The organism is Desulfosediminicola ganghwensis (assembly GCF_005116675.2).
GTDB lineage: Bacteria > Desulfobacterota > Desulfobulbia > Desulfobulbales > Desulfocapsaceae > Desulfopila > Desulfopila ganghwensis.
Genome location: NZ_CP050699.1, coordinates 5,505,341 through 5,530,507, shown reverse-complemented (window position 1 = coordinate 5,530,507; position 25,167 = coordinate 5,505,341). Strand labels below are relative to the sequence as shown.

Below are 25,167 nucleotides of genomic sequence, written 5' to 3'. Positions count from 1 at the left end.
CGTAGGGTTGAGCTACAATTTTTCATCGTCAGCGATGGAGTAATAAATATGGATCATCTTTGTGGGATTTGCCGATTGTTGTGGACATTTTAGGTGATATTTTTATATAATTGAACGATGTTTAAAACTTGTTAGGATCGGCAGCGCGAACCTCCGATATGTGCTTTAAGTTTTCCTTGTTATTGTCATTTATTTTTTCGTCAAAAAAGAGTGTGTAAATATTCATATTCCAATCCGGATGAGGTGAAGGTTTATGGCACCAAAGGCTTATCTCAAAGGACCGAAATTATTCTCTCTTGCTCGTAAAAAAGCGTTACGGATGGATATTCCCCAACATAAGGGGATAAAGCTTTCCGAGTTGATTTGCAGGATACAGGAGAGAGAGGGGAATCTGCCGTGCTATCAGCGTCGTGAGGTATGTACTCAGCTTAACTGTTGCTGGCAGGCATCATGCAACACCAAGATGATAAATAAAGGGAAGACTGGAAAGGCGTAGGGGAGTTTGCGCCTGACAGACCGGAATAGTATTTGAGGGCTATCTGATTTCCCTTACTCCGAGCTTGCGCAGAATGAGTTCCATGGGGCAGAACTTGGTGATTCCGTATTGGAAAAGGTTGAGGCCCACAAAAGCGGCTAGCAGCAGCCAGTATTGACTCAGGAATGCCGGGCTGGCCTCAACGCCAAGAGCAAGGCTGACGAGAATCAATGAGCCGGCTATAGAGTGTATCCAATCTGTTATGATCATGACGCACCTCTCTTGTCTTCAGGGAACAATCATCCCAATTTAATCATCAAAAGTCGGGCAGAACAACTTGCGCATGGTATGAATGAGTTCGATTATGCGCTGATCTGTTATCCGGTTATAGATAAAATTAGCGTCCTTTCTATAATCGATGATTCCCTGGCCGCGCAAAATGTTAAGGTGTTGAGAAACATTTGCGTTGGTTGTCTCTACCTGGTCGCGAATATCCCCAACCGAAAGTTCTTTATCCTGAAGAAGGCAGAGGATTTTAAGTCTGATCGGATGAGACATCGATTTGAGGATTTTTGACATTGCGTCAATCTGTTGGTCTTCCATTTTGTACCTTATTGTTTTTTAGCTTTTAATTTAATAGTAATATTTTCTTTGTAAAGCTTTTTTTGGTTCCTTTATTTACCAGGAATTGTCGAGACTGGGCATAAAAAAAATACCATACCATCTTTGCAGCGCTGAGAAAATTGTTCTGATCTGAACATGTTGGCGCCTGATCAAATATAATTTCCCTATAAAACCCATAGGAAGCATATTTAATGAAGTGGCTGGCGAAAGCCGTTGGCTGTTGTAGAAAAGAAGCTGATGGCAGGTGATTGGCATATGAGTGGGTGTTTATCGTGCTCCGGGTCAGTTGCGGTCACCTGGTGATGAGGTTGAAGGAGTTGAGGTAAAAAAATGGATTGGGCTAAGGATATCAGGATTTTCAATCAAGGGTGTACTGTGATGGATCTCATTTTTTGCTGGAAAAAGAGGATACTCTTGAATCTCGGCTGAGAAAAGAGTTTATTAGGTCGTTAATGAATGAGATGTCCGGCTTGGGTATTCATCTGCACCCAGGCTCCATGTTGAACACTATATGACCGATGAGAGGCGGAGGAGCTGGTATGGCAAATACGAAGCTATTGACACCTGAGTCATGTTACCTGCATGTTATTGATGTCCAAGAGAGCCTCATGAAACATGTGCATGGCGCGGATAAGGTTGCGGATATTACCGGTATGATGGTCCACAGTGCTAGAATATTCGGTATGCCTATCATGGGTAATACTCAGTATAAAAAAGGTCTCGGGCCATATGTTTCTGACCTTGAGCCTTTGTTTGAGGACATACCCCGGCACGACAAAGTGGAGTTTAATGCGCTGGCGAATGCTGAGACGCTGGCCAGGGTTAATTCCTTGCCGTCGGCAATAGACACCATGATTCTCGTAGGAGTCGAGACTCATATCTGTGTTTACCAGACAGCCATGGCGGCTCTGGACCTGGGTCTTAAAGTCTGGATTGTATCAGACGGTGTATCGAGTCGGAGACGAGAGCATCACCAGATGGCTCTGGAACGACTGGCAGGAGTCGGCGCCGATATCGGTCCTGCCGAGATGTTGATATACGAGTTGCTCCACAAGGCAGGGACTCCGAGGTTCAAGGAAATTCTCCCGTTGATCCTCAAACAGGGATAAAAAGATAAATTTAGGATTTTTAGATCGGTTGTGCCAATCTGCTGAAATTCTGGCAGTGCGGATGACCTTCTCACTATTCATACGAGCATAGACGAAAGACATGAAAGGCGACGAAATACGTAGAAAATTTCTGGAATATTTTGAACAAAATGGGCACAAAAAGGTAGAAAGTTCTTCCCTTGTGCCAAAGGACGATCCGACACTGCTCTTCGTCAATGCTGGCATGGTTCAGTTCAAGACCGTGTTTATGGGTGAGGATAAGAGAGACTACACCAAAGCAGTGACCTCTCAGAAATGTGTCCGTGCGGGTGGAAAACACAATGACCTGGAAAACGTTGGCTATACTGCACGCCATCACACGTTTTTTGAGATGCTCGGTAATTTCTCGTTTGGTGACTATTTCAAGGAAGAGGCTATCAGTTTTGCCTGGACCTTTTTAACCAAAGAACTGGGACTTGATCCGAAAGATCTCTGGGTCTCGATTTTTGATGACGATGATGAGGCCTATGAACTCTGGGATAAGGTCGAAGATCTGCCCAAGGGCCGCATCGTCCGTATGGGTGAAAAGGATAACTTCTGGGCTATGGGGGACACAGGTCCCTGCGGACCATGCTCGGAAATCCATATCGATCAAGGGGAAGCTGCTGGTTGCGGCAGCCCTGATTGCAAACTGGGTTGTGACTGTGATCGTTTTCTCGAGTTGTGGAATCTGGTTTTCATGCAGTTCAACCGCACAGAAGATGGCACCATGACACCGCTGCCAAAGCCGAGTATTGATACCGGCATGGGGCTTGAGCGTGTTGCTGCGGTGCTGCAGGGCAAATTGAATAATTACGACTCTGATCTTTTCTCTCCGATCATCGAGCGTCTTGAGAAACTCTCCGGCAAAGAATACGGCAAGAGTGATGCGGTAAATGTAGCCATGCGGGTCATTGCAGACCATGCCAGGGCGACATCCTTTCTGGTTTCGGATGGTGTGCTGCCATCCAACGAGGGAAGGGGGTATGTCCTGCGACGTATCATGCGCCGCGCGGTTCGGTATGGAAAAAATCTGGGACTCGACAAACCGTTCATGGAGGAGGTCACGGATGCAGTTGTGGCCTCTATGTCCCATGCCTACCCGCAGCTCAACGATGCAGCGACTCTATTGGCCAAGGTTGTCAATAATGAGGAGGAGCGTTTCCGCGAAACTTTGGAAAATGGTCTGCAGCTGCTTGATGAAAAAATTGCCGGGCTGGCAGATGAAGACAAGAAAGTAATCGATGGCAAATTCATCTTCAAGCTCTACGACACCTTCGGTTTTCCATTCGATATCGTGCGTGATATTGCCCTGGAGAGAAATGTTGGTTTCGATGAACCCGGTTTTCTGACGGCGATGGAAGAGCAGCGCTCAAAGTCCCGTGCTTCGAGAAAAGGTGAAGGTGTCCGCTTGAAGGATGAGGGTGTGAAGGCCCTGGCCGATCAAGGGTTGACCTCAAAATTTGTCGGCTATGACGGGCTTGCTGCTGCGACGACAATCGCCGGTCTGGTCGATGCTGACGGGCAGTCTGTCCAGGTGCTGGCTGCCGGCGCCTCAGGGCGTTTACTGGTTCCGGAAACGCCATTTTATGCAGAGGCTGGTGGCCAGCTGGGAGATACCGGTGAGGTGTCCTCAAAAGCTGGCAAGGCGAAGGTCCTGAACACCATTAAAGAGGGCGATAACCTCATTTTAAGTGAGATTGAGGTAAGCGAGGGGCAACTCGCAGTCGGGGATGAGGTGAACCTGCAGGTCTCCACTGACGCTCGCCAGGCAACTGCTGCGAACCACTCTGCTACACACCTGCTGCAGGCAGCTCTCATTTCTGTTCTCGGGGATCATGTCAAGCAGTCTGGTTCTCTGGTGGGGCCTGACAGACTACGGTTTGACTTTACCCACTTTTCACCGCTGTCTGATGAAGAAATCGCTCGTGTTGAAAATCTCGTTAATGAACAAATTCGAGCCAATATTGACATCGCCACTTCCCTGCTCGACCGTGAGCAGGCAATTGAAGAAGGCGCGACAGCCCTTTTCGGTGAAAAATATGATGAAAAGGTGCGGGTTGTTTCAATGGGTGAGTTCAGCAAAGAGCTCTGTGGCGGTACCCACGTTCACGCTTCTGGTGATATCGGGCTCTTTAAAATCCTCTCTGAGGGGGGTATTGCCGCTGGCGTGCGTCGTATTGAGGCGATCGCCGGAAGCTCGGCCTTTGTCCACGTGCAGCAGGTATTTGCCCGTCAAAGCAGGATTTCTGAGTTGCTTAACTCCAAGGACGATGAGGTTATCGTAAAAATCGAGGCACTGCTGGCCGGGCAGAAGGCTCTGGAAAAGCAGGTTGGCGAACTTTCCGCCAAGCTTGCAACCTCCGATCTTGATTCCGTGTTGAGTGGAGGCGTCGAGGTGGACGGTATCAAGGTCATCGCTGCTGAAATCCCGCTTGATAGCCCGAAAACATTACGTGAGGTTGGTGATAAGGTGCGAGACAATCTTGACTCAGGTGTGGCCGTTCTTGGTGGAGTTATTAAGGGTAAAGCGGCCCTTTTAGCCATCGTCACCAAGGATCTCACTAAGCGAATAAAGGCGGGAGATGTGGTCAGCCAGGTTGCGCAGATTGTCGGCGGTAAAGGCGGCGGCAGGCCAGATATGGCCCAGGCCGGAGGGCCAATGACGGATAAGCTGTCGGAGTCGATTAAGCAGGTGCCGGTTATAGTCGGTAGTTTGTTGAAAGGGGAGTAAGTAGAGAGAAATCCGGTTTCCTGGCGGGAACCGGATTTTGTTTTTTTGAGATGTTGATGGGGCTAACTCTTTCCAGTTTCAGGCGAAAAGGTACAGGGTTAAATCTTATAAAGTGGTTGACAGGTAACACTATATTGAGTATTGATTTTTTGCTATTGTGAATGGTCGTTCAGTGTAAAATCAGTAATAATTCCATTCATTGACGCATGTTTTCTGTCTTGGTTGCGGTCATCATTCATTTTTATGGATGTTAGTTTTTTTATTTTTTTATCCAAGTTAATCGGGGGCTTACTAACATGATTACGATGGACATTACTTTGGTGATTCAGATCATCAACATGTTTGTACTCATGTTTCTCCTTAATGGTGTTCTTTACAAACCAGTAAAGAAAATCTTGAAGGAGAGATCTGAAAAGCTGCAGGGGATGAGAGCGGAAGTCTCGGACTACGAGAAAAACGCCCAACTCCGACAGGAAGAGGTAGATGCCAAGATGGCCAAGGCATCCGGTAAAGCGAAAGCTGCTCTGGAATCCGCCCGTGCTGAGGCACAGGCAGCCGGAGATGCTAAACTTACTGAGATCAAGGCTGAGGCTGATGGTGAAAAGAAAAAGCAGCTGGCTGATATCAGTGCTCAGTTCGAGAGTGCTAAGAAAAGCCTTCAGGAGAATCTCGACGGCTTCGCAACCGAAATGGCCAGTAAAATTCTGGGAAGGAGTCTTTAACGATGAGAGGAGTGAAGGAAGCAGTCAGACTGACGATTCTGGCAATTATGACGCTGTGTTTTACCCTGTCATCGGCACCCGTTTGGGCCTCTTCTTCAGACCAGGCAAGTCACAGCACAACAGATCAGGCAACCCACGCAGCACCTGCTGACGCACACGGTGAAGCTGCCGGCGGGCATAGCGCAGCTGCCGGTGGCAGTCTCTCAGCGGAGAAGATCAAAGATCTTGGTTTCAGGATCATGAACTTCGCCGTTTTGGTGTTTCTGCTGGTTAAATTTGCTGCCAAGCCAATCGGTAACGGACTCTCTGCACGGCGCAAGCAGATCAGAGATGAGATCGAAGAGCTTGAGGCCAAGAAAGCCACGGCTGAGAAATCGTATCAGGAATTTACGACCAAGCTTGCTGGTGTTGAGAAGGAGATCGATACGGTTGTAGACAAAGCCATTGCCCAGGCAAAGGTTGAAAAAGCCAAAATTATCGAAAAAGCTGAACTTGCTGCAGCTGATATCAAAAGACAGGCTGAGATGGCCATCCAGAAAGAAGTTATGGAAGCCAAGCGCACCTTAAAGGATGATGTCGCCGAGCAGGCCGCTGTAATGGCTGAAGAACTGATCGTGAAAAATCTCACCGCCGATGATCAGGTGAAGATTGTTGAAGATTATTTAGCTAAAGTGGGGGCCGTACAGTGAAACAGACAATCCTTGCACGAAGATACGCCAAGGCTTTATTTGCGGTTGGAAAAGAGCAGGATAAATTCGAAGCATATGGCGACGCTCTCCAGGCGGTAGCGGCGCTTTATAACAGCACCCCTGCAGTTGCAGATGCTTTGACCAACCCACTCTACCCGATGGATATCCGGGAAAAAGTCATGACCGGCATAGTCAGCTCGATGGATGCTGATAAGGTCATGGGGAATTTTCTGAATTTGCTGGTTCAGAAGAAACGTGCTGAAATACTTCCTGAAATTGCAGAAGAATATAAGGCCATGGTTGATGATGAGAAAAACATCAGTCATGGCAGTGTTATTTCAGCAGTTGAACTTAGTGATGAATTACAAGCCAAGGTTCAGGCTACACTTGAAAAGTTAACAGGCAAGAAGGTGGAACTTACAACCAGTGTTGATCCGTCCATTATCGGCGGGGTGATCGCCAAGGTAGGTGATCTGGTACTGGATGGAAGTATTAAAGCACAGCTTGCAGGTTTAAAAGATTCCATTAAGGGGAGAGAATAGATGCAGATTAAAGCCGAAGAAATCAGTCAGATTATCAAAGACCAGATTGGTGAGTACGAGACAAGCATTGACCTGAACGAGACTGGTACCGTTATCTCTGTTGGTGATGGTATTGCCCGCGTTTATGGTGTTCAGAATTGTATGGCCATGGAGCTTCTCGAGTTCCCTGGCGGTATTATGGGTCTTGCCCTGAACCTTGAAGAAGACAACGTTGGTTGTGCTGTTCTCGGTAATGTTTCAGGTATTAAAGAAGGCGATATCGTTAAGCGTACCGGCAAGATCGCTGAGGTTCCTGTTGGACCGGAAATGGAAGGTCGTGTTGTTGATGCTATTGGTGCTCCGATTGACGGACAGGGGCCAATCAACGCAGCCTTGAGCGCTAAAATCGAGGTTCTTGCTCCTGGTGTTATTGCTCGTAAAGGTGTTCATGAACCATGTTACACCGGCGCAAAAGCAGTTGATGCTATGACTCCTGTTGGACGTGGTCAGCGTGAGCTGGTAATCGGCGATCGCCAGATTGGTAAAACTGCTCTTTGTGTTGACGCGATCATCGCCCAGAAAAACACCGATGTGCACTGTATTTACGTAGCTGTTGGTCAGAAAAAATCCACTGTTGCCCTGGTTGTTGAAGCACTCAGAAAGCACGGCGCCATGGAGTACACCACTGTTGTTGCCGCATGTGCTTCTGATCCAGCACCAATGCAGTACATCGCACCTTTTGCCGGTTGTTCCATGGGTGAGTACTTCCGTGATAACGGCAAGCATGCTCTTATCATTTATGATGATCTCTCCAAGCAGGCTGTTGCATATCGTGAGCTTTCCCTGCTCCTCAGACGTCCACCGGGACGTGAGGCGTATCCTGGTGACATTTTCTTCAACCACTCCCGTCTTCTCGAGCGCGCTTCTAAAGTTAACGATGATCTGGGTGCAGGTTCGCTTACCGCACTTCCGATCATTGAGACCCAGGCCGGTGACGTTTCTGCGTTTATTCCTACCAACGTTATTTCCATTACCGATGGCCAGGTTTATCTTGAGCCAAACCTGTTCTTCTCTGGTGTACGCCCTGCGATTAACGTAGGTCTTTCTGTATCCCGTGTTGGTGGTGCTGCCCAGGTTAAAGCTATGAAGCAGGTTGCCGGTACCCTCCGTCTTGACCTTGCTCAGTATCGTGAGTTGGCGGCGTTCGCAGCCTTCGGTTCCGATCTGGATGCATCAACCCAGGCCAAGCTGACCCGTGGTGAGCGTCTCGTTGAGATCCTCAAGCAGCCACAGTACCAGCCGCTGCCGATGGAAAAGCAGGTTACCATCATTTATGCAGGTTCTAATGGTTATCTTGATCCTCTGCCGGTTGATACCCTTGCCGACTACGAGCAGGAACTTTATAACTACATCGAATCCAACGAGCCAAGCATCTTTACCGATCTGCAGACAGAGCAGACTTTTACTGATGGAATCAAGGATAAACTCAATAAAGTGCTGACCAGCTTTGGTGAAACTTTCAAGGCAACTAAAGGTCTTAACTAATACAGGTAGGTACCGATATGCCGAGTTTAAAAGAGGTCAAAACTAAGATCACGGGTGTCAAGAAGACATCCCAGATCACCAAAGCCATGAACATGGTCGCCGCAGCGAAACTGCGTGGTGCCCAGGATAAGATGGAAGCATTCCGTCCTTATACATCCAAGTTCAATGAGGCTATGTCGAATTTGTCCGGAGGTGCCAACCCAGATCAGTTCCCACTCATGGAAGCCCGTGATGTGAAAACTGTAGAGCTCGTCGTGGTCACCTCTGATCGAGGACTTTGTGGTTCCTTCAACGCGAATGTCGTTAAGCTTGCCGAAAGAATGATGGCGGCCTACGAAGCGGAAGGGAAAACAGTCAGCCTCGTATGTGTAGGAAAAAAAGGATTTCAGGTCCTGAAGAAGACCGGCAAAGTCCGGAAATCTTATGGTGATATCATGGCGAACTTCCAGATGTTCAACGCCAGGGAGATCGCTTCGGACCTTGCTGATCAGTTCCTCAAAGGTGGATCTGATAAAGTGGAAATTCTGTACAGCGAGTTCAAGTCAGTAGCATCACAGGTACCGACAGTCGCGGCGATGCTTCCGGTTCAGCCGATTGAATCCGATGAGGCTGCTAAAGCAAGTACTTCTGGTGACTACATCTATGAGCCTTCAGAAGAAGAGATCATGGATGTCTTGCAGCCGTTATATCTCAACGTTGTTATGTACGCAGCAATGCTCGAAATCGGAGCAGGTGAGCATGCAGCACGTATGACGGCGATGGATAATGCGACCAACGCATGTAAGGATATCGTTGCTAATCTGACAGTTGTATACAACAAGGCTCGCCAGGCCGCCGTTACAAATGAGCTTATGGATATCGTTGGCGGTGCAGAAGCCCTGAAATAATTTTTGACTATACAGAAAATCTAAATACTTTTAGGAGGGGTAAGGCCCTATGAGTGAGCAGAGAATTGGTAAAGTAACACAGGTAATTGGTCCTGTAGTTGACGTTGAGTTCGAAGCCGGGAATCTTCCCGAAATCATGAATGCGCTCTTTGTGAGCAACCCAGGTATCTCTGATGTTGCCGACAACCTTGTTATTGAGGTAGCTCAGCACCTTGGTGACAACGTTTGTCGCTGTATCGCCATGGATCAGACCGATGGTCTTGTTCGTGGAATGGAAGTTCGTGATAGCGGTAAGCCGATTGAGATTCCTGTAGGTGAGGCATCTCTTGGTCGCATTATGAACGTTGTCGGCCGGCCTGTTGATGGTCTTGGTGATATCGCATCCGAGAAGAAAATGCCGATTCATCGTCCGGCACCTGCTTTCACCGAGCAGGACACCGAGGTACGTGTTCTTGAAACCGGTATCAAGGTAATCGATCTTCTGGTTCCATTCCCACTTGGTGGTAAAATGGGACTCTTCGGTGGCGCTGGTTGTGGTAAGACCGTTATCATGATGGAGATGGTTAACAACATCGCCATGCATCATGGTGGTATTTCAGTATTCTGTGGTGTTGGTGAGCGTACTCGTGAGGGTAACGATCTCTACCACGAGATGAAGGATTCCGGCGTATTGCCGAAAGCAGCCCTGATCTACGGTCAGATGACTGAACCTCCAGGAGCACGTGCACGTGTTGCTCTGACCGGTCTGACCGCGGCAGAGTACTTCCGTGATGAGGAAGGCCAGGACGTTCTCTTCTTCGTTGATAACATTTTCCGTTTTACCCAGGCAGGTTCTGAGGTATCCGCGCTGCTTGGACGTATTCCTTCTGCTGTTGGTTACCAGCCGACACTGGCCACCGATCTTGGTGCCCTGCAGGAGCGTATTACCTCCACCACCAAAGGTTCCATTACCGCGGTACAGTGCGTATACGTACCTGCGGATGACTTGACCGATCCTGCACCAGCTACCACTTTCGCCCATCTTGACGGTACTGTTGTTCTTTCCCGTCAGATTTCCGAGCTTGGTATCTACCCTGCGGTTGATCCTCTGGATTCCACCTCCAGGATTCTCGATCCGAACGTTATCGGTGAAGAGCATTACCTGGTTGCCCGTGGTGTTCAGGTTACCTTGCAGAAGTATAAGGATCTTCAGGACATTATTGCAATTCTTGGTATGGACGAGCTTTCTGAAGAAGATCAGATTCTTGTTGCCCGTGCCCGTAAGGTTCAGCGTTACCTCTCTCAGCCATTCACCGTTGCTGAGGTTTTCACCGGTATGTCAGGTAAATTCGTAAAGGTTGCTGACACCGTACAGGGCTTTAAAGAGATCCTCGAAGGTAAGCATGACGACCTGAATGAGAACTCTTTCTATATGGTTGGTACCATCGACGAGGCAGTTGCAAAAGACGCAGCGTCCAAAGAATAAACAACCATTGAACTAGAGAGGGCAAACCGATGGCAGAGCAGATTAGACTTGAAGTTGTTACACCGAGCGGGGCAGTGGTTAACGAAGATGTTGATATCGTTAACGCACCTGGTTATGGTGGCGACTTTGGTGTGCTGGCTAATCATGCCCCATTTTTGTCTACCATCAAGATCGGAACTCTGACTTATGAGGCGAGCAAAGAGCGGCATGCACTAATGATTAGTGGCGGCTTTTGTGAAGTCTCAAATAACAAGATCACTTTTCTTGTAGAGAGTGCCGAATTCGGTCGTGACATTGATGTGGACAGGGCTATGAGGGCAAAAGAGCGCGCTGAAAAGCGCCTTGCCCAAGCCTCAGCACAAAACGAAAACTTAAACCTGACCCGCGCTGAAGCATCTTTGCAGCGTGCGGTTGCCAGACTTAAGACTGCAAAGCTGTAATTAGCAGCAGTCGAAATAGTCATATAAAAAAAGGCCTCCCGAAATTCGGGAGGCCTTTTTTTTTGTATACGAACTCAATGAAAAGCTTAGCCTGAGCAAAGAGTTAATGAGAAAGGGTAGCTGCCTGTTTCAGGCAGGGTTCCGGAGAAGATGGGGAGTTGATTACAAGGATTTTATAGAGCTACAGGGTACTGTTGAAACCGACCAGATTGCCATTGATATACGACCCTATGCCAATGGAAATATCATCAGCCAGTGCCTTGATAAAGGAAGGTGACTTGAGATTTGCCACATCACCCCTGTTACTGATAAATGAGGTTTCAAGCAGGATTGCCGGCATTTCCGCACCAATAAGGACGTAAAAGGGAGCCTGTTTGACTCCTAAATTGCGCAGCTCATTAAAGGAGGTGCCTGATTGTCCCTGAACAATTGCCGTCTGGACTTTTTGGGCAAGCCTCGATGATTCCTCGATCTTTGAGTTTTTCATAATATCCGAAAGGATATCCTGCAGATCGCTCATTTGATGAGTTGAGGTGGCATTCTCCCTCGCTGCAACCTTCATGGCATCAGTACTGGTTGTCAGATTCAGGAAGTAGGTCTCAACGCCGCGCACTTTGCTGGAACGATGGGCATTCACATGAAGTGAAATGAAGAGATCGGCTCCTTTGGTGTTGGCAATCGCCGTTCTCTCCTCGAGGGAAATAAAGGTGTCATCATCTCTGGTGAGAATAACCTCACATCCCAGTTGATTCTCAAGCAGGGGCTTAAGTTGATGGGCCAAAGTGAGTACAATGTCCTTTTCCATTACGCCATTGGCTACGGCTCCGGGATCCTTGCCGCCATGGCCTGGATCAAGCACGATTGTCCGGACTCCGAGGCCGAGCTGCTGGGCGAGGGAAAGTTCGGTTTGATCTGGTGCCTGGTCTGATTCCGAACCAGTGGCAGCTGGAAAGGATAAATTTTCACCAGGTACGTATTTCTTGCGGTCCTTGAGAACGACCATACCGCTCGCTTCAACTGAAGAGAATGACCCAAAATATCGTTTGGTTTTCTGAGAGGCTATCCGTTGAATAGACTTGGCAGAGGTGATGCTATCTCCGCGCACGTCAATGACCACTCGAAAAGGGTCTGGAAGGCTGTATATTTTATAGCTGTCAATACGGTCTATGTCCAATACAACCCTGACCGTATTTTTCGAATACTGACCGGTTCTGATAGATTTGAGGAGGCCATCGGATATGGGGATTGGTGCACGATATCGAGGTTCTATATAACTATCGTGAAAGTCGACGTACAGACGACGCGGGGCATTGTTGGTTTTGGGAAGGATACTGTCTTCATAACTGACCGGGCCGGAAGCTTTGACGACAATCCGGGTATAGTTATCGGATGACCAGTATTTGACTGGCAGCACGTTGTTAAGTTTACCAAGTGGAGAGTTGCCGACCATGCTTTTGGGCAGGGCTATGTCGTGGTCTCTGGAGATTTGCTTGAGCATATCCTCGGCTCGTGCAAGCATATCACCGGAGGGATACTTCCTTACAATGCGGGCAAAATATTCTGCGGATTCCTCCGCACTGTTTTTATCACCGAGGTAGATTAAACCAAGAGCATAGTATGCGTCGTCTGCCAGAGAGTGGTTGGAGAACAGCCGTGCACTATCTTTGTAATAACTGATAGATTCATTGAGATCTGAATCGTGATCAAACTGCTTGTACATCAAATGGTACATCCTGCCAAGCATATAGAGGCAGGGAGCTGCAAATTCGGATTTACTGTTGGAGAGATAGATTCTGCGAAAATTCTGCGCACCCTTGGACCAATTATATCGTTCCTGTGCGAGAGACTGATTGGTAAGCAGCTGGTTAAAGTAGAACTTAGCCTTGTCATATCGCTTATCCAGTGGGAGTTCGACTTCGCTCCCCTGGGAGCTGCCAGCTATTGAAGAAGCAATAGCTAATGGCGAAAGTGACGAAATGATAAGGATAAGAGCTAATCCTATCAGAAGATTTGAAAAAAATCTGAGCGACGCAGATGCTTCGAGTTGTTGTTTACCTTTTTTCACAGCCGATACTTACAGGAATAATTGGATACAATCCAGAGAAGCGAATTTGCTTGAAATATGCAGAATGAGTATACAAAAAAGGACCCTGTAAGGCAAAACAAAACAATCGTGGCAGGCATGCAGTGCGACGTAAAAAAGGTGTGAAGTGTATATCGCATATGAAGTAGCCGAGTCGAGCCAATGAAATAATTGCGCGACACGGCTAGGTTTGGTCATAAAAATGATAAAAAACTAATTTCTCATCAACTCTTTGAGCTTATAGATAACATCAAGAGCCATTTTTGGGGTCAGCTCGTCGGCATCAAGTTCATCCAGAACTTCTTTGACGGGATCAGGTTCAGCAGGAGGACGAAATAGGGATAGCTGGTCCGGGTGTGCTTTACGCTTGGTAGTTTTGGGTTTGACAGAGTGTGCGATCCTGGGCAGGCCGGCATGATCAAATTCTCCACGTTCGATATTGGTGAGTATCTCCCCGGCACGCGCCACGACATCCTGGGGCACACCGGCAAGACCGGCAACCTGAATACCATAGCTGCGATTGGCAGATCCCTTGACCAGTTTGTGGAGGAAAATGATCGAATCATTCCACTCCCGGACTGCGATGGAAAAGTTCTTTACCCGTGGCATGGTCGAGGTCAGGTCTGTAAGTTCGTGATAGTGAGTTGCGAACAAGGTTTTAACGCCTTGCCCATCTTTTTGAACCAGATCCTCGGCGACCGCCCAGGCGATTGATAAACCGTCGTACGTGGATGTCCCCCGGCCGATTTCATCTAAAATGACCAGACTTTTCGGGGTCGCATTATTGAGAATATTTGCCGTCTCACTCATTTCTACCATGAATGTTGACTGGCCCCGGCGAAGATCGTCCATGGCCCCAACCCTGGTGAAGATCTTGTCTACGATGCCGATTTCAGCACACTCCGCAGGGACGAAGCTTCCCATCTGGGCCATGAGCACGATGAGGGCCGTTTGCCTGAGCACCGTGGATTTACCGGCCATATTAGGGCCGGTGATAATAAGCAACTGCTGGTCGGCCTGATCAAGATGAACGTTGTTGGGGACGAATTTGCCGGCAGGGAGTGAACGTTCGATTACAGGGTGTCTTCCCTCGGTGACTTGAATGAGGTCACCTTCTGTCACAGTTGGCCTGCTGTACTTGTATTTATGGGCGATCTCGGCAAGAGAGCAAAGAAAGTCGAGTTTTGCCAGCAGCTGTGCTGTGGAAAGCAGCCGTCCGCTATGTGCGGCCATATGGTTCCTGACTTCGATGAACAGGTCATATTCGAGTTCAAGGCGACGGTCCTGGGCTCCGAGAACCTTATTTTCGAATTCCTTGAGTTCAGGAGTAATGAAGCGTTCCGCATTGACCAGTGTCTGTTTACGAATGTAATAATCAGGAACTTTTTCAGAATGGAGTTTGCTCACTTCAAAGAAATATCCGAAAACCTTGTTGAACCCTACTTTCAATTTAGCTATTCCGGTAGCTTTCCGTTCTGAACTCTCAAGTTGGAGGATAGTTTGTTTGCCATCTCTTTGAATTGCTATCAACTCATCCAGTTCGGCGTTATATCCCTCGCGGATCAGGTTGCCGTCTCTCAGGGTGATCGGCGCTTCCGGGTTGATAGCCTGGTTCAGGAGTTCGTGCAGATCTTCAAGCGGATCAAGATTTTCATGCAGTTCGATAAGCTTATCGGCAGGGCATTTGGCCAGGGTGGCAAGCAGATCCGGAAGACGCGCGAGAGAATGGTCAAGCGCGAGCATATCTTTGCCGTTAGCTGATCCAAGGATCATACGGCTGGTGAGTCGCTCGATGTCATAGACGGAATCGAGCTGTTCACGGAGCTGTTGGCGCAAGGTCGGATGGCCAAAGAGGAATTCTACTGCGTTCAGTCTGAGCTTTATTCGGGAGAGATCCTGAAGCGGAAAAAGCAGATTTTGTTTGAGCATTCGGGCACCCATGGGGGTGCAGGTCTGATCCATGACAGAGAGCAGCGACCCGTCCCGTTTGCCACCGATTAGGGTCTGGGTCAGTTCGAGATTTCTCCTGGAAGAATCATCGATCTGCAGAATCGTTTCGAGGTCCAGAGGGACAACCTTACTGATGTGGTCAATGCCTGCCTTTTGGGTTTCAACGATATAATCGAGCAATACACCGGCTGCGACTATCCCTTGCGTGTAGCCGGAGCAGCCGAACCCGTCCAGGGTGGTAACCTGGAAATGCTCAAGCATTTGCTGTTCCAAGGTGGCCTTATGGAACAATGAGGAAGAGCGTGTGGTTACACAGAGACCTGGCAGGAGAATCTGGGCAGTGTCGAGTAATTCATTTATCAGCTGATTTTCCTTGTCGCTGATCAATATCTCAGAAGGGGTGAGTCTGGTCAGCTGGTCGAGAACGATTTCCGCACTCTGGTCTTCATCGATAAATTCGCCCACCAGGAATTCGCCGGTGGTGGCATCGAGAAAGCTCAAGCCGAAGAGGGCTCTGGCACCGCTGATATCACAACAGATGCTACAGACATAATTGTTGTCTTTGTCGTCAAGCAAACCGTCATCGGTGATCACACCGGGGGAGACGACTCGAACTACTTCTCGTTTAACAATTCCCTTGGCCTCAGCCGGGTTTTCGACCTGTTCACAGATGGCGACACGTTTACCTGCCCTAACAAGTTTTGCAAGATATGCCTGGGCAGCGTGAAAGGGGATCCCGCACATAGGAACCTTAGGGGCATCGCTCTTGTTATTTCTGGATGTAAGCGTGATGCCTAATATTTTCGAAGCAACCTCTGCATCGTCAAAGAACATTTCGTAAAAGTCACCCATCCTGTAAAAGAGAATGGTGTCTTTGTGTTGTTCCTTGATTTCGAGGTACTGCTGAAGCATTGGGGTGAGTTTTAGATTAGCGGTCATTCCAGGTACTGTTTAGCTGAGTTTGTTGATTTCTGGTAAGAGCTTGTCAAAGGTTACGTCGATATATTCTGCTATAGTGTGCATTCCGTCCGGTGAGAAAATTTTCGGTAGGATAGCGGTAGCAGTCCGAACCATGTCGATGAGCGCGCCGTTTTCATGGCTGGGCTGGTAATTCATGCAGGGTGGCGTTCAGCCCATCCGCAGCAATTGTCAGCAGTGCATAAGTACCGGGAGCACCATACCGGCCGGTAGCTTGAAAACTGCCGGGGTTGATTATCAGCGTTTTGCCGATCCTGTGACAGACCGGCTGGTGAGTGTGGCCGTAAACTATACAATCTGCAAGTGGGAACAGGTCAAACATACGATCTTCTATATTATGACGTGGACCGGCACCGTGGCAGATACCAATGGCATAGCCACCAAGAGAGACAAGGCGCTTTTCAGGCAAGGTCGTGCAGGTTTTGTGGTTGCACATATTGCCATGTACAGCGTAGATGTCTTTTCCCACAAAGGAATCAAGCAGTGAAATATCTGTGATGTCCCCGGCATGTATGATCACCTGACACTCTGAAAAGACATTTTGTACTGTCTCAACGAATGCGGGTTTACAGTTGTCAAGATGTGTATCCGATAATATTCCTACTCTGATCATATGTGGTCTCCACTGAAATTTCGGAAGATAGTATAACAGAGAGCGAAGGGAAGCATGAGAAAAAATAGATTTACTCACTATAACCTGAGAGAGCAGTGATTATTTTGATTGATACGTGCAAGTGGGCTTCTACCTGAATCAGGCTTTAACGGTTGCGTAACAGGCATAAAGACAGGTATACTGCTTTGTTCAGATCTAAATAGCAAATAGTGATTTTTCGGTGCTTACATTGCAACAGCGCCGGGAATGAGCAAAATAATCACGAAGATCGGTTTTGCCGATGTAGATGGAGAAAAAATTATGCTGAGCGCTTCGGATTTGCGTAAAGGGCTTAAACTGCAGATTGATGGCAATCCATACATTATAACTGATTTTGAATTTTCAAAACCGGGAAAGGGCCAGGCCCTGTACCGTTGCAGAATGAAAAACATGATCAACGGTAACCAGTTTTCCAAGACCTATCGCTCTGGTGATAAGTTTGAGAAAGCGAACCTGGAAGAGAGAAAGATGCAGTACCTCTATCACCAGGACGAAGAGTATCACTTCATGGATACCCAGAATTACGATCAGCTTTTTCTGACCGTCGAGCAGCTGGGTGACAATGTGAACTTCCTGATGGACAATATGGAGCTTGAGGTTCTGTTTTTTGATGATCGTCCGATCGATGTCAGTTTACCGATTTTCGTTAATCTGGCTGTGACCAAAGCTGATCCATGGGTCAAAGGCGACACTTCCGGGACAGATACCAAGCCTGTAACCGTAGAAACCGGATATCAGCTTCAGGTTCCACCATTTGTGGAAGAGGGTGATAAAATTCAGATCGACACCCGCACCGGAGAATATGTGACTCGAGTAAAAGAGTAACTCCATGCTGGATCTTCACGGGCTGCACATTCGTGCAGCCCTCCTGCGACTGCTGAGGGAATTTTTTTTCGAACGCGGTTTTCTCGAGGTGGATACCCCTGTCCGCCAACCAGTCATAATCCCGGAACAGTATATAGAGCCAATTACTGCTGAAGGCCAGTTCCTGCAGACATCGCCGGAATTGTGCATGAAGCGGATCCTCGCGGCCGGTGCAGACACAATATTTCAGATTTGCCCATGCTTTAGAAAAGGTGAGCGGGGGCGCCGTCATCTGGAGGAATTTACCATGCTTGAGTGGTACAGGCGTGGTGAGGATTACTGTTCATTAATGGCTGATTGTGAGGATCTGCTGAGATTTGTGGTGCTGGGTCTGCCAGCCTTCGAGGCTGAAAAAAAATTTGAGACAAGGCGTCTTGCACATATCGATTTCTCAAAATTTCTTGAACCAGCAGAACATATAACAGTCGAAGAAGCGTTTAACCGTTTTTCTCCTGTTCCGATGGCGCGTGCGCTGGAACAGGATCTTTTTGACGAAATCGTTGTTGAACACATTGAACCAAAGCTTGGAATCGGCAAACCGACATTTCTTACGGATTACCCTGTCCAGCTGGCATCCCTGGCAAAGGTATCTGCAGATAATCCTCAGGTTGCCGAGCGGTTCGAACTCTACATAGATGGCATTGAGCTCGCAAATGGTTTTACTGAGTTGACCGATGCGGATGAGCAGAGAACCAGATTTTTAGCCGAACAGGCTGCGATTAAAAACGATCAGGGTCGACAGCAGGAGATACCCGAAAGATTTCTGAACGATCTTAACCAACTGGCGGATGCAGCAGGTATCGCATTCGGCCTCGACCGCTTACTTATGCTCCTTACAGGAAGTGATACTATTCAGTCAGTAGTGACTTTTGCCCCCGATGACATGATTTAGCCTCCTAACTCTAGAGTTGAGACGGTCTGCCAGGTCAAGGAGGCTTGAGGTTTATGATGCTTTAGTGTGTAAAGCTCAAAAAAAGACGCGGAAGAGCTGGTCGTATCGATTCGTCCGAAGGGTCTAAATTGTCCTGTTTATTTCTATCCACAACAGGTACTGACTCTATCAGTAGAGACCCCTTTCCATTAACGGTCAAAGCCTACTATTTTCGACACTTAATAGAGGTTGACGGGAATTTTCAGGTATTGTGTCGGCCAGCAGACAAAAGTGTTTGCAATCAGGTGACTCGCAGCTGTCAATCTGGCTGGTCGTATTCATAATTAGTAATTGTTTAATACGATTATATGACATAGATCGAATGTTTTATTGCGGGATAAATATAAATCGAATATGCTCTACCTAACTACTGGATGCCTCTCTGGCGATTGGGGGTAATCATTTAATATCTGTTCGACACAAGAGTTTCCCATGGACACAAAACAGAGTTTAATGCTGAAGAAGTATGTTGATCTTGTGTTTCGCTGGAAGTATCTGCTGCTGTTGCTGTTTGTGGTTGGCCTGGTGGGTGGAATGGTGAGTTACATAATCACCCCGAAGACATACATGGCAACATCTTTGCTGAGTTATCAGCAGCCGCAGATAAGTCCCAACAAGACGCCCCGTGATGTAACTGCACGAATTCGTGACGTGGTCAGTACACTCACGCAGATTGTAACCTCCAGAACAAATTTAGAAGAGATAATCAAGAGCTTTGATCTATACAGAGATGCTCGCGAGGAATATCCAATGGAAGATGTCATTAATATGATGCGGATGGATATTTCGATCGAACCTTCCCGTCGTGGTGACACTTTTGAGATTTCGTTTAGTGGGGAGGACCAGGGAAAGGTTGCTAAGGTCGCAAATGCTTTAGCCGCGAAATTCATTGAGGAGAACCTCAAATACCGTGAAGAGCGAGCCAGTGAGACCTCGGAATATACGAGTAACAGGCTTGAGATGGCAAAGAGAACGATGGATGTCAAAGAAGCAACCATGCGGGATTATAAGCTCAAATACTATAACGAAATGCCAGAGCAGAGGGGGGTCAACGTAGAGCGGCTTACCTCCCTGCAGGAACAGTATCAAGGCACGCAGGAGAGCATGCTGGCACTGGAGCGTACCCGGGTATTGATTCAAGATCAGGTGGCCGCCAGAAAAGAAATGCTGGAGGGGGAGAAGATTGCTCTAATTGGTGAAAACGGCAATATCTCAAGAAAAGGGCTAGATTCCCGCGCCCAGTATCTGGAACGATTAAGACTTACATTAGAGTCGCTGGAAGTTAAATATAAGCCCAACCACCCGGAGATCAAAAGGGTCAAGAAGATGATTTCCAAATTCGAGCAGGAGACTCGTGATAGCGGTGAAGAATCATCTTCTGGAAGTAATCAGATTCGGGACGAAGTACTCATGAAGTTACAGGCTCAACTTTCTAACGTTGACTTCAGCATGGAGACCATAGCGAGGGAAAAAGAACAGTTAAGCCAGAAAATCAAGCAATATGAAGAATGGATTGCAGCTGCTCCCGTGAGGGAGGCGGAATGGTCTGGATTGACGCGGGAATATGCACAACTCAAACATCACTATGATCAACTTGTCGCGCTAAATCTTGAAGCGAAATCCATGCTGAACCTCGAGCGTAGACAAAAAGGAAATCAGTTCAAGATAGTAGATCCGGCAAGATTTCCCGAAAAGCCGGTAAAACCAGATTTTTTGAAAACAATGTTAGTTGCGCTGGGTGCGGTTCTGGTAATGGGATGTGGATTTATTCTGATAACAGATTTTCTTGACGGATCTTTCAGGGAGTCTGAGGAACTGGAGCAATATTTTGGGGTGCCGCTGATAACAACCATTTCGTCTATTCAAACCAATGCAGAAAAACGAAGAGGGACAATTACCTCTATAATGAAAATCGCGGGGGTATCTGTTTGTTTTGTGCTTGTCATAGCTTTGTATTGGTACATGTTTGCCAAGGGAATTGTGGTGGTTTAGTTAAGGTGGTACTAGGATAAAATATGCTGCTGAATTGGTATTCGAGCAATGACAACCAAGGCTGACACATTACATAAGCAAAGGTACAGGTTATGGGTAATATAGCAGATGCGTTGAAAAAGGCGGGGGTTGATCTGGGTGCAAAGGACGATGACATTCAGGAGCCAACGGAAAAGCAGGAAGTTGCTGTTTCAGAGAGCGAAAAACTTGATGCCGTTGTCCCAATCCGTGAAATGGTGCGAGAGTTGCCTACAACGGATTCGCCTCGTGATGTCGAGAGAGGCCATATTACCGATGAAGCAGGATATGCAGATAACTGGGATGAGAGAATACGCTTGGTTATGGAGAAAAACAGCCAATCTGCTGAGTCGTTCAGGGTGTTACGGTCCTCTATTCTTCACCCGGAAGATGGCAAGCCCGGTGCCAGAACAATTCTCATTGCCTCCAGTGCGCCACAGGAAGGTAAAAGCTTTGTTGCTGCAAACCTGGCCGTCGCCTTTGCGCGTGGTCTAGATCAGTATGCACTTTTGGTTGATTGTGATCTGAGAAGGCCAAGTGTGGCAAGTTTGCTTGGTATCAGTGGCAGGGTTGAGAATGGCCTTTCGGAATATCTGCAGGGCAAGGTCGAGATTCAGGATATTCTAATGAATACGTCGGTGTCCAAACTTTCTGTTTTACCCAGTGGACATCCACCAGCAAACCCTGCGGAACTCTTATCTTCAGAGAGAATGGGCAGACTGATCGATGAATTGTCTGACAGGTATCCGGATCGGTTTATTATTTTTGACAGCGCACCCTTTTTAGTCGCTTCCGAATCCAATGTGCTGACCAGGAAAGTGGATGGAGTTGTCATTGTGGTGCGTTATGGCAAATCTGACCGGCAGAAGATTAAAGCCATGATTCATTCAATAGGTGAAGAAAAAGTGATTGGTGTGGTATTTAACGGGCAGGAAGAAGGATATATCAAAAAGAAAGTATTTGAACGGTACGCTCAGTATGGTGATTACTATAAGGCGAAGAAAAACTAGCGACTGTTAGAGCGACCAATTTCCCTAAAAAAGATGGAATCTCGGCGCCCAACCCGGGGTGAGGTGCTATTTTCAACGCCTGCGCACTTTCTTTCGGGTGGCAGTTGCGCGGATGTCATTATGCCTGACTCGCGGGTTGCTGTTTTTCCCTTCAAGGAGCTTGCGTTGTTTCATACGCTCGCTCGAATTTTTGGCTACATAAATTGGTTTTTTGTCAATTCTGCTCAGGCCGGTTACATACATGGCCGTCGATAATGTGCCAGGAGTTGGGGTGAAATCCTGAAACTGTTTTAGCGGCAGACCGAGCTTGCCCATATCATTTGCCAACTGCGTAGCGTGCTGATCCCGGCAGCCAGGGTGAGAGCTGATCACATAGGGAACAACCTTAAGGTTCTTGCCTAAGGATTTTGCCAATGCCCTACTGTGATTGATGAATTTGGTCAGGAGAGCATGGGGCTCTTTATGCATCAGCTTTAACACTTCTTTGCTGCTGTGCTCCGGTGCGATTTTCATCGTACCGGGGATATGGTGCAGGATGAGTTCTCGCAGCAGTGAAGGTGTACGCAATAAAAGCTCCATTCTCAAGCCTGAAGAAATGAAAACGTGCCTGACATTGTCTATGGAGGCGACCTTCGCAAGAAGAGATAAAAAACGTTCTTCGTCAATCACCAGATGCTTGCATATTTGCGGGTAGAGGCAGTCCTTTTTCTTACATCCACCAATTGCACAGGAAGTCCCGTACAGGTTTGCGGTAGGACCTCCCAGATCGCTGATGGTGCCGCTGAAAGAAGGTGAGGCGGCCAGAGTTTTGCATTCCCTGGTAATCGATTCAACCGACCTGTTCTGGATGGTAGCACCCTGATGCCTGGTTATGGCACAAAACGAGCAGTTACCAGAGCAACCACGGACGATGGTGACTGAATCTTTGATCATCCGATAAGCGGGAACATCAGGTGATTGCGGATGTGGCAATCTCGTGTATGGAAGCTCATACAACGAATCAAGTTCTCTAACTGTGAGGCTTTTCGCGCCAGGGTGCTGGACAACCCAATGGGTCTGTTGCTTTTGCAGTACTATTTGATCTGATCCGGCCCGGGAGTGTTTATCCAGAGCAAGCTCAGCATCCAGAAATAATTTCTTGTCTCCCTGAATCTCAGTTAAAGAAGGTAACACCAGAAAGTCATTGGAGTCTGGTGCGGACCAACCTGCAAAGCGCCTGTTAAGCTCGTTTTCAGTGAGCCTCTCACAGCTACCGTAAATTCCCTGCAGCGGTTTTCCCGATTGGCATTTTCGAGCTATATCAAGAACTGCATGTTCCCCCATCCCATAAACGACCAGGTCAGCCTTGGCGTCTGTCAGAAAAGAGCTTCTTATCCTGTTTTGTTTGTAATCATAATGAACAAACCTGCGAAGGGAGGCCTCAAGCCCACCGAGAACGATTGGCGTATCTTTATAGCAGGATCGAGCCAGATTGGCATAAATCAGCGATGCTCGATCCGGGCGATACCTGTTGTTCTTGTTTTTCTCCTTGGAGCGCCATCCATTTCCACCGGGTGAATAGGCATCGGTCTCTCGAACTTTACCGTTACCTGTGTAGTTGGCAACTATGGAATCAAGATTACCTGCAGTAATTCCGCAATATAAGTTAGGAGCAGGGAAGCGTTGGAAGTCACTGGGAGAGTCGTATCGAGGCTGGGACAGGATGGCCACTCTATAACCGTAATGTTCAAGAAAACGGCCAATAAGGGCTACACCAAAAGACGGATGGTCAATGTATGCGTCTCCGGTAACAAGGAGAATATCAATGCTGTCCCATCCACGCTGAATGCACTCCTCCCAGGAGGCTGGTAATGGTTGCAACTTGAGAGGAGTCATTTGTACTGCCAGAAAAAAAGTTTAAATAAAAATCTACATATGTCCGGCATTGATCAGCAGGTGAGCAGCGATTGAAGCTGCATACCCAAGAGCAATTACAGGAGTCCATTTTAAATGAGCGCCAAAAGTGTAAATTCCGCGAGCGCTTCCCATGAGTGCAACACCTGCAGCGGAGCCAATTGACAGCAGGCTGCCGCCTACTCCGGCGGTGAGGGTGACAAGAAGCCACTGGCCGTGAGACATTGTTGGATCCATGGTCAGTACTGCAAACATTACCGGAATGTTATCGACAATGGCTGACAATATACCAACCATAACATTGGCTGTGGTGGCACCAAGATCGTGATACAGGAAATTGGACACCATAGCAAGGTAACCAAACTGTGAAAGACCGCCTACGCAGAGAATTACACCGTAGAAGAAAAGGAGGGTATCCCATTCTGCACGGGCGATCTTTCTGAAAAGATCAAAAGGATGCGGCTGGGTCTTGTACGTTTGATGCGCTAACGGGTTATCATCGACATCATAATTACGATGTTCTTTCTTTTTAAGGTAGTACGAGAAGAAACCGAGGTAACCAAGTCCGAGCATCATGCCTGTTGCGGGTGGTAGATGCAGGAAGTTGTGGAAAGAAACCGCTGTAGCGATGGTAAGAAGAAACAATACAATAATCCTCTTGGCACCGAGTTTCATGGTTTTAGTGTCACCAGATGCTTTGGGTTGCTTGTTGGCGACTGCAAAGTTCATGAAAATTGCAGGAACAATCCAGTTGACGACCGATGGAATAAAAATAGCAAAGAATTCAGCGAACTGAACTTTGCCTTTCTGCCATACCATAAGGGTGGTGATATCACCAAAGGGTGAAAAGGCACCGCCTGCATTTGCGGCGATGACGATATTGATACACGCCAGGGTGACGAACTTCTTATCACTGCCACCAACGGCCATGGCAACAGCGCCCATAAGCAAAGCTGTAGTCAGGTTGTCTGCAATGGGAGAGATGAAAAAAGAGAGCAAGCCGGTCACCCAGAAGACCACCCTGAAGGAAAAGCCTTTGCCGACCAGCCAGGAACGGAGAGCCTGAAAGACATTTCGCTCATCCATACTGTTAATGTATGTCATGGCACAGAGCAAAAAGAGAAAAAGCTCTGCGTACTCCAGTAAATTGTGGCGAATAGCGACTTCAGCGCTATGGGTGTCTCCCAGGGCTGAGTAGGTGATAGCGACACATATCCAGATGACACCGGCAGCCAGCAAAACGGGCTTGGATTTACGTAAATGAAGTTGCTCTTCAAATATGACGAGCGCATACGCTGAAACAAAGAGAAGCAGCGAAAAGATTCCTAAAGCGGAAGTGGTCAATGCAGCAACATCAATATGCGAACTGCTGGCTCCGGCACTTGCATATGCAGTTCCGCACAGCGATGCCATAAAAGCCGTAATAAACAATAGCCTTTTCATTGGTAGATCCTTCAATTGTAGTGGGGTGCCAAAACAGTAAAACTGATAACGGGGCTACTATAACAGTCAAAGATATTGTTGACAAGCAATGCCGGAAAGAGGAGTTGAAGAAAAAAGGCCGCAT

At 47.7% G+C, this 25,167-nt stretch carries 21 protein-coding genes; 14 read left to right on the top strand and 7 right to left on the bottom strand.

Annotated features, from left to right (window positions below; all coding sequences use genetic code 11):
- The first annotated feature begins 253 nt into the window (after nt 1-253).
- A complete protein-coding gene (locus FCL45_RS23755; protein ID WP_136795160.1) occupies nt 254-496 on the top strand; it encodes a hypothetical protein in 243 nt (80 codons plus the stop codon).
- A 39-nt stretch (nt 497-535) separates the two neighbouring features.
- Here FCL45_RS23755 and FCL45_RS23750 read toward each other — a convergent pair whose 3' ends face one another.
- Both FCL45_RS23750 and FCL45_RS23745 read right to left on the bottom strand, forming a co-directional pair.
- Nucleotides 536-745: a YgaP family membrane protein gene (locus FCL45_RS23750; RefSeq protein ID WP_136795159.1), complete on the bottom strand. Its 210-nt coding sequence runs from the start codon at nt 743-745 to the stop codon at nt 536-538.
- A gap of 39 nt (nt 746-784) precedes the next feature.
- The gene (locus FCL45_RS23745) at nt 785-1,078 is read right to left on the bottom strand and encodes an ArsR/SmtB family transcription factor (RefSeq protein WP_136795158.1); all 294 of its coding nucleotides are present in this window, start codon (nt 1,076-1,078) and stop codon (nt 785-787) included.
- A 539-nt stretch (nt 1,079-1,617) separates the two neighbouring features.
- Between FCL45_RS23745 and FCL45_RS23740 the strand changes: the two genes are divergently transcribed.
- The 9 genes from FCL45_RS23740 to FCL45_RS23700 all read left to right on the top strand — a co-directional run bounded on the left by FCL45_RS23740 (nt 1,618) and on the right by FCL45_RS23700 (nt 11,229).
- Nucleotides 1,618-2,208, top strand: coding sequence for an isochorismatase family protein (locus FCL45_RS23740; RefSeq protein WP_136795157.1), 591 nt, complete (start codon nt 1,618-1,620; stop codon nt 2,206-2,208).
- A gap of 100 nt (nt 2,209-2,308) precedes the next feature.
- The gene (gene alaS / locus FCL45_RS23735; RefSeq protein WP_136795156.1) at nt 2,309-4,960 is read left to right on the top strand and encodes an alanine--tRNA ligase; all 2,652 of its coding nucleotides are present in this window, start codon (nt 2,309-2,311) and stop codon (nt 4,958-4,960) included.
- A 305-nt stretch (nt 4,961-5,265) separates the two neighbouring features.
- Nucleotides 5,266-5,682 carry an ATP synthase F0 subunit B gene (locus FCL45_RS23730; protein ID WP_228721407.1) on the top strand — a complete coding sequence of 139 codons (417 nt, stop codon included), beginning with the start codon at nt 5,266-5,268 and terminating at the stop codon, nt 5,680-5,682.
- Nucleotides 5,683-5,684: 2 nt separating this feature from the next.
- Complete coding sequence (locus FCL45_RS23725; RefSeq protein ID WP_136795154.1) at nt 5,685-6,371, top strand: F0F1 ATP synthase subunit B family protein; 687 nt, start codon at nt 5,685-5,687, stop codon at nt 6,369-6,371.
- Complete coding sequence (gene atpH / locus FCL45_RS23720) at nt 6,368-6,913, top strand: ATP synthase F1 subunit delta (protein ID WP_136795153.1); 546 nt, start codon at nt 6,368-6,370, stop codon at nt 6,911-6,913. The genes FCL45_RS23725 and atpH overlap by 4 nt, the downstream gene beginning before the upstream one ends.
- Nucleotides 6,914-8,437: a F0F1 ATP synthase subunit alpha gene (gene atpA, locus FCL45_RS23715; protein WP_136795152.1), complete on the top strand. Its 1,524-nt coding sequence runs from the start codon at nt 6,914-6,916 to the stop codon at nt 8,435-8,437. It begins immediately after the preceding gene.
- A 17-nt stretch (nt 8,438-8,454) separates the two neighbouring features.
- Nucleotides 8,455-9,324, top strand: coding sequence for an ATP synthase F1 subunit gamma (gene atpG, locus FCL45_RS23710; RefSeq protein WP_136795151.1), 870 nt, complete (start codon nt 8,455-8,457; stop codon nt 9,322-9,324).
- A gap of 49 nt (nt 9,325-9,373) precedes the next feature.
- Nucleotides 9,374-10,789, top strand: a complete 1,416-nt coding sequence (atpD, locus tag FCL45_RS23705; RefSeq protein ID WP_136795150.1) for a F0F1 ATP synthase subunit beta — start codon at nt 9,374-9,376, stop codon at nt 10,787-10,789.
- 29 nt (nt 10,790-10,818) lie between these two features.
- Complete coding sequence (locus FCL45_RS23700; RefSeq protein WP_136795149.1) at nt 10,819-11,229, top strand: F0F1 ATP synthase subunit epsilon; 411 nt, start codon at nt 10,819-10,821, stop codon at nt 11,227-11,229.
- A 181-nt stretch (nt 11,230-11,410) separates the two neighbouring features.
- On the opposite strand, the gene FCL45_RS23695 is transcribed toward FCL45_RS23700, so the two are convergent.
- From FCL45_RS23695 to FCL45_RS23685, 3 genes are all read right to left on the bottom strand, one after another.
- Nucleotides 11,411-13,294, bottom strand: coding sequence for an N-acetylmuramoyl-L-alanine amidase (locus tag FCL45_RS23695; protein ID WP_136795148.1), 1,884 nt, complete (start codon nt 13,292-13,294; stop codon nt 11,411-11,413).
- Nucleotides 13,295-13,525: 231 nt separating this feature from the next.
- Nucleotides 13,526-16,201: a DNA mismatch repair protein MutS gene (mutS, locus tag FCL45_RS23690; protein WP_136795147.1), complete on the bottom strand. Its 2,676-nt coding sequence runs from the start codon at nt 16,199-16,201 to the stop codon at nt 13,526-13,528.
- Between the two features lie 154 nt (nt 16,202-16,355).
- On the bottom strand, nt 16,356-16,853 hold the full coding sequence (locus tag FCL45_RS23685) for a metallophosphoesterase family protein (RefSeq protein WP_136795146.1): 498 nt from the start codon (nt 16,851-16,853) through the stop codon (nt 16,356-16,358).
- Between the two features lie 300 nt (nt 16,854-17,153).
- On the opposite strand from FCL45_RS23685, the gene efp reads away from it, so the two are divergent.
- The 4 genes from efp to FCL45_RS23665 all read left to right on the top strand — a co-directional run bounded on the left by efp (nt 17,154) and on the right by FCL45_RS23665 (nt 21,707).
- Nucleotides 17,154-17,717: an elongation factor P gene (gene efp / locus FCL45_RS23680; RefSeq protein WP_136795523.1), complete on the top strand. Its 564-nt coding sequence runs from the start codon at nt 17,154-17,156 to the stop codon at nt 17,715-17,717.
- A gap of 4 nt (nt 17,718-17,721) precedes the next feature.
- Nucleotides 17,722-18,648, top strand: coding sequence for an EF-P lysine aminoacylase EpmA (epmA, locus tag FCL45_RS23675; protein WP_136795145.1), 927 nt, complete (start codon nt 17,722-17,724; stop codon nt 18,646-18,648).
- Nucleotides 18,649-19,119: 471 nt separating this feature from the next.
- Nucleotides 19,120-20,679 (top strand): GumC family protein, encoded by a 1,560-nt coding sequence (locus FCL45_RS23670; protein ID WP_136795144.1) that lies wholly within the window; start codon nt 19,120-19,122, stop codon nt 20,677-20,679.
- Between the two features lie 92 nt (nt 20,680-20,771).
- On the top strand, nt 20,772-21,707 hold the full coding sequence (locus FCL45_RS23665) for a polysaccharide biosynthesis tyrosine autokinase (RefSeq protein WP_136795143.1): 936 nt from the start codon (nt 20,772-20,774) through the stop codon (nt 21,705-21,707).
- A gap of 72 nt (nt 21,708-21,779) precedes the next feature.
- Here FCL45_RS23665 and FCL45_RS23660 read toward each other — a convergent pair whose 3' ends face one another.
- Together FCL45_RS23660 and nhaD are read right to left on the bottom strand one after the other, a co-directional pair.
- Nucleotides 21,780-23,582: a YgiQ family radical SAM protein gene (locus FCL45_RS23660; protein ID WP_136795142.1), complete on the bottom strand. Its 1,803-nt coding sequence runs from the start codon at nt 23,580-23,582 to the stop codon at nt 21,780-21,782.
- A gap of 33 nt (nt 23,583-23,615) precedes the next feature.
- Nucleotides 23,616-25,043, bottom strand: a complete 1,428-nt coding sequence (gene nhaD, locus FCL45_RS23655) for a sodium:proton antiporter NhaD (protein WP_136795141.1) — start codon at nt 25,041-25,043, stop codon at nt 23,616-23,618.
- Between the last annotated feature and the right edge of the window lie 124 nt (nt 25,044-25,167).

What these genes read in the sequence shown, in the direction of transcription:
- FCL45_RS23745 (WP_136795158.1), bottom strand. Translation starts at nt 1,078, where the DNA reads ATGGAAGACCAACAGATTGACGCAATGTCAAAAATCCTCAAATCGATG.
- atpD (WP_136795150.1), top strand. Translation starts at nt 9,374, where the DNA reads ATGAGTGAGCAGAGAATTGGTAAAGTAACACAGGTAATTGGTCCTGTA.
- FCL45_RS23665 (WP_136795143.1), top strand. Translation starts at nt 20,772, where the DNA reads ATGGGTAATATAGCAGATGCGTTGAAAAAGGCGGGGGTTGATCTGGGT.
- FCL45_RS23725 (WP_136795154.1), top strand. Translation starts at nt 5,685, where the DNA reads ATGAGAGGAGTGAAGGAAGCAGTCAGACTGACGATTCTGGCAATTATG.
- atpA (WP_136795152.1), top strand. Translation starts at nt 6,914, where the DNA reads ATGCAGATTAAAGCCGAAGAAATCAGTCAGATTATCAAAGACCAGATT.
- FCL45_RS23685 (WP_136795146.1), bottom strand. Translation starts at nt 16,853, where the DNA reads ATGATCAGAGTAGGAATATTATCGGATACACATCTTGACAACTGTAAA.
- atpG (WP_136795151.1), top strand. Translation starts at nt 8,455, where the DNA reads ATGCCGAGTTTAAAAGAGGTCAAAACTAAGATCACGGGTGTCAAGAAG.
- FCL45_RS23730 (WP_228721407.1), top strand. Translation starts at nt 5,266, where the DNA reads ATGGACATTACTTTGGTGATTCAGATCATCAACATGTTTGTACTCATG.
- FCL45_RS23700 (WP_136795149.1), top strand. Translation starts at nt 10,819, where the DNA reads ATGGCAGAGCAGATTAGACTTGAAGTTGTTACACCGAGCGGGGCAGTG.
- FCL45_RS23740 (WP_136795157.1), top strand. Translation starts at nt 1,618, where the DNA reads ATGAGAGGCGGAGGAGCTGGTATGGCAAATACGAAGCTATTGACACCT.
- efp (WP_136795523.1), top strand. Translation starts at nt 17,154, where the DNA reads ATGCTGAGCGCTTCGGATTTGCGTAAAGGGCTTAAACTGCAGATTGAT.
- epmA (WP_136795145.1), top strand. Translation starts at nt 17,722, where the DNA reads ATGCTGGATCTTCACGGGCTGCACATTCGTGCAGCCCTCCTGCGACTG.
- FCL45_RS23755 (WP_136795160.1), top strand. Translation starts at nt 254, where the DNA reads ATGGCACCAAAGGCTTATCTCAAAGGACCGAAATTATTCTCTCTTGCT.
- FCL45_RS23660 (WP_136795142.1), bottom strand. Translation starts at nt 23,582, where the DNA reads ATGACTCCTCTCAAGTTGCAACCATTACCAGCCTCCTGGGAGGAGTGC.
- mutS (WP_136795147.1), bottom strand. Translation starts at nt 16,201, where the DNA reads ATGACCGCTAATCTAAAACTCACCCCAATGCTTCAGCAGTACCTCGAA.
- nhaD (WP_136795141.1), bottom strand. Translation starts at nt 25,043, where the DNA reads ATGAAAAGGCTATTGTTTATTACGGCTTTTATGGCATCGCTGTGCGGA.
- alaS (WP_136795156.1), top strand. Translation starts at nt 2,309, where the DNA reads ATGAAAGGCGACGAAATACGTAGAAAATTTCTGGAATATTTTGAACAA.
- FCL45_RS23750 (WP_136795159.1), bottom strand. Translation starts at nt 745, where the DNA reads ATGATCATAACAGATTGGATACACTCTATAGCCGGCTCATTGATTCTC.
- FCL45_RS23670 (WP_136795144.1), top strand. Translation starts at nt 19,120, where the DNA reads ATGGACACAAAACAGAGTTTAATGCTGAAGAAGTATGTTGATCTTGTG.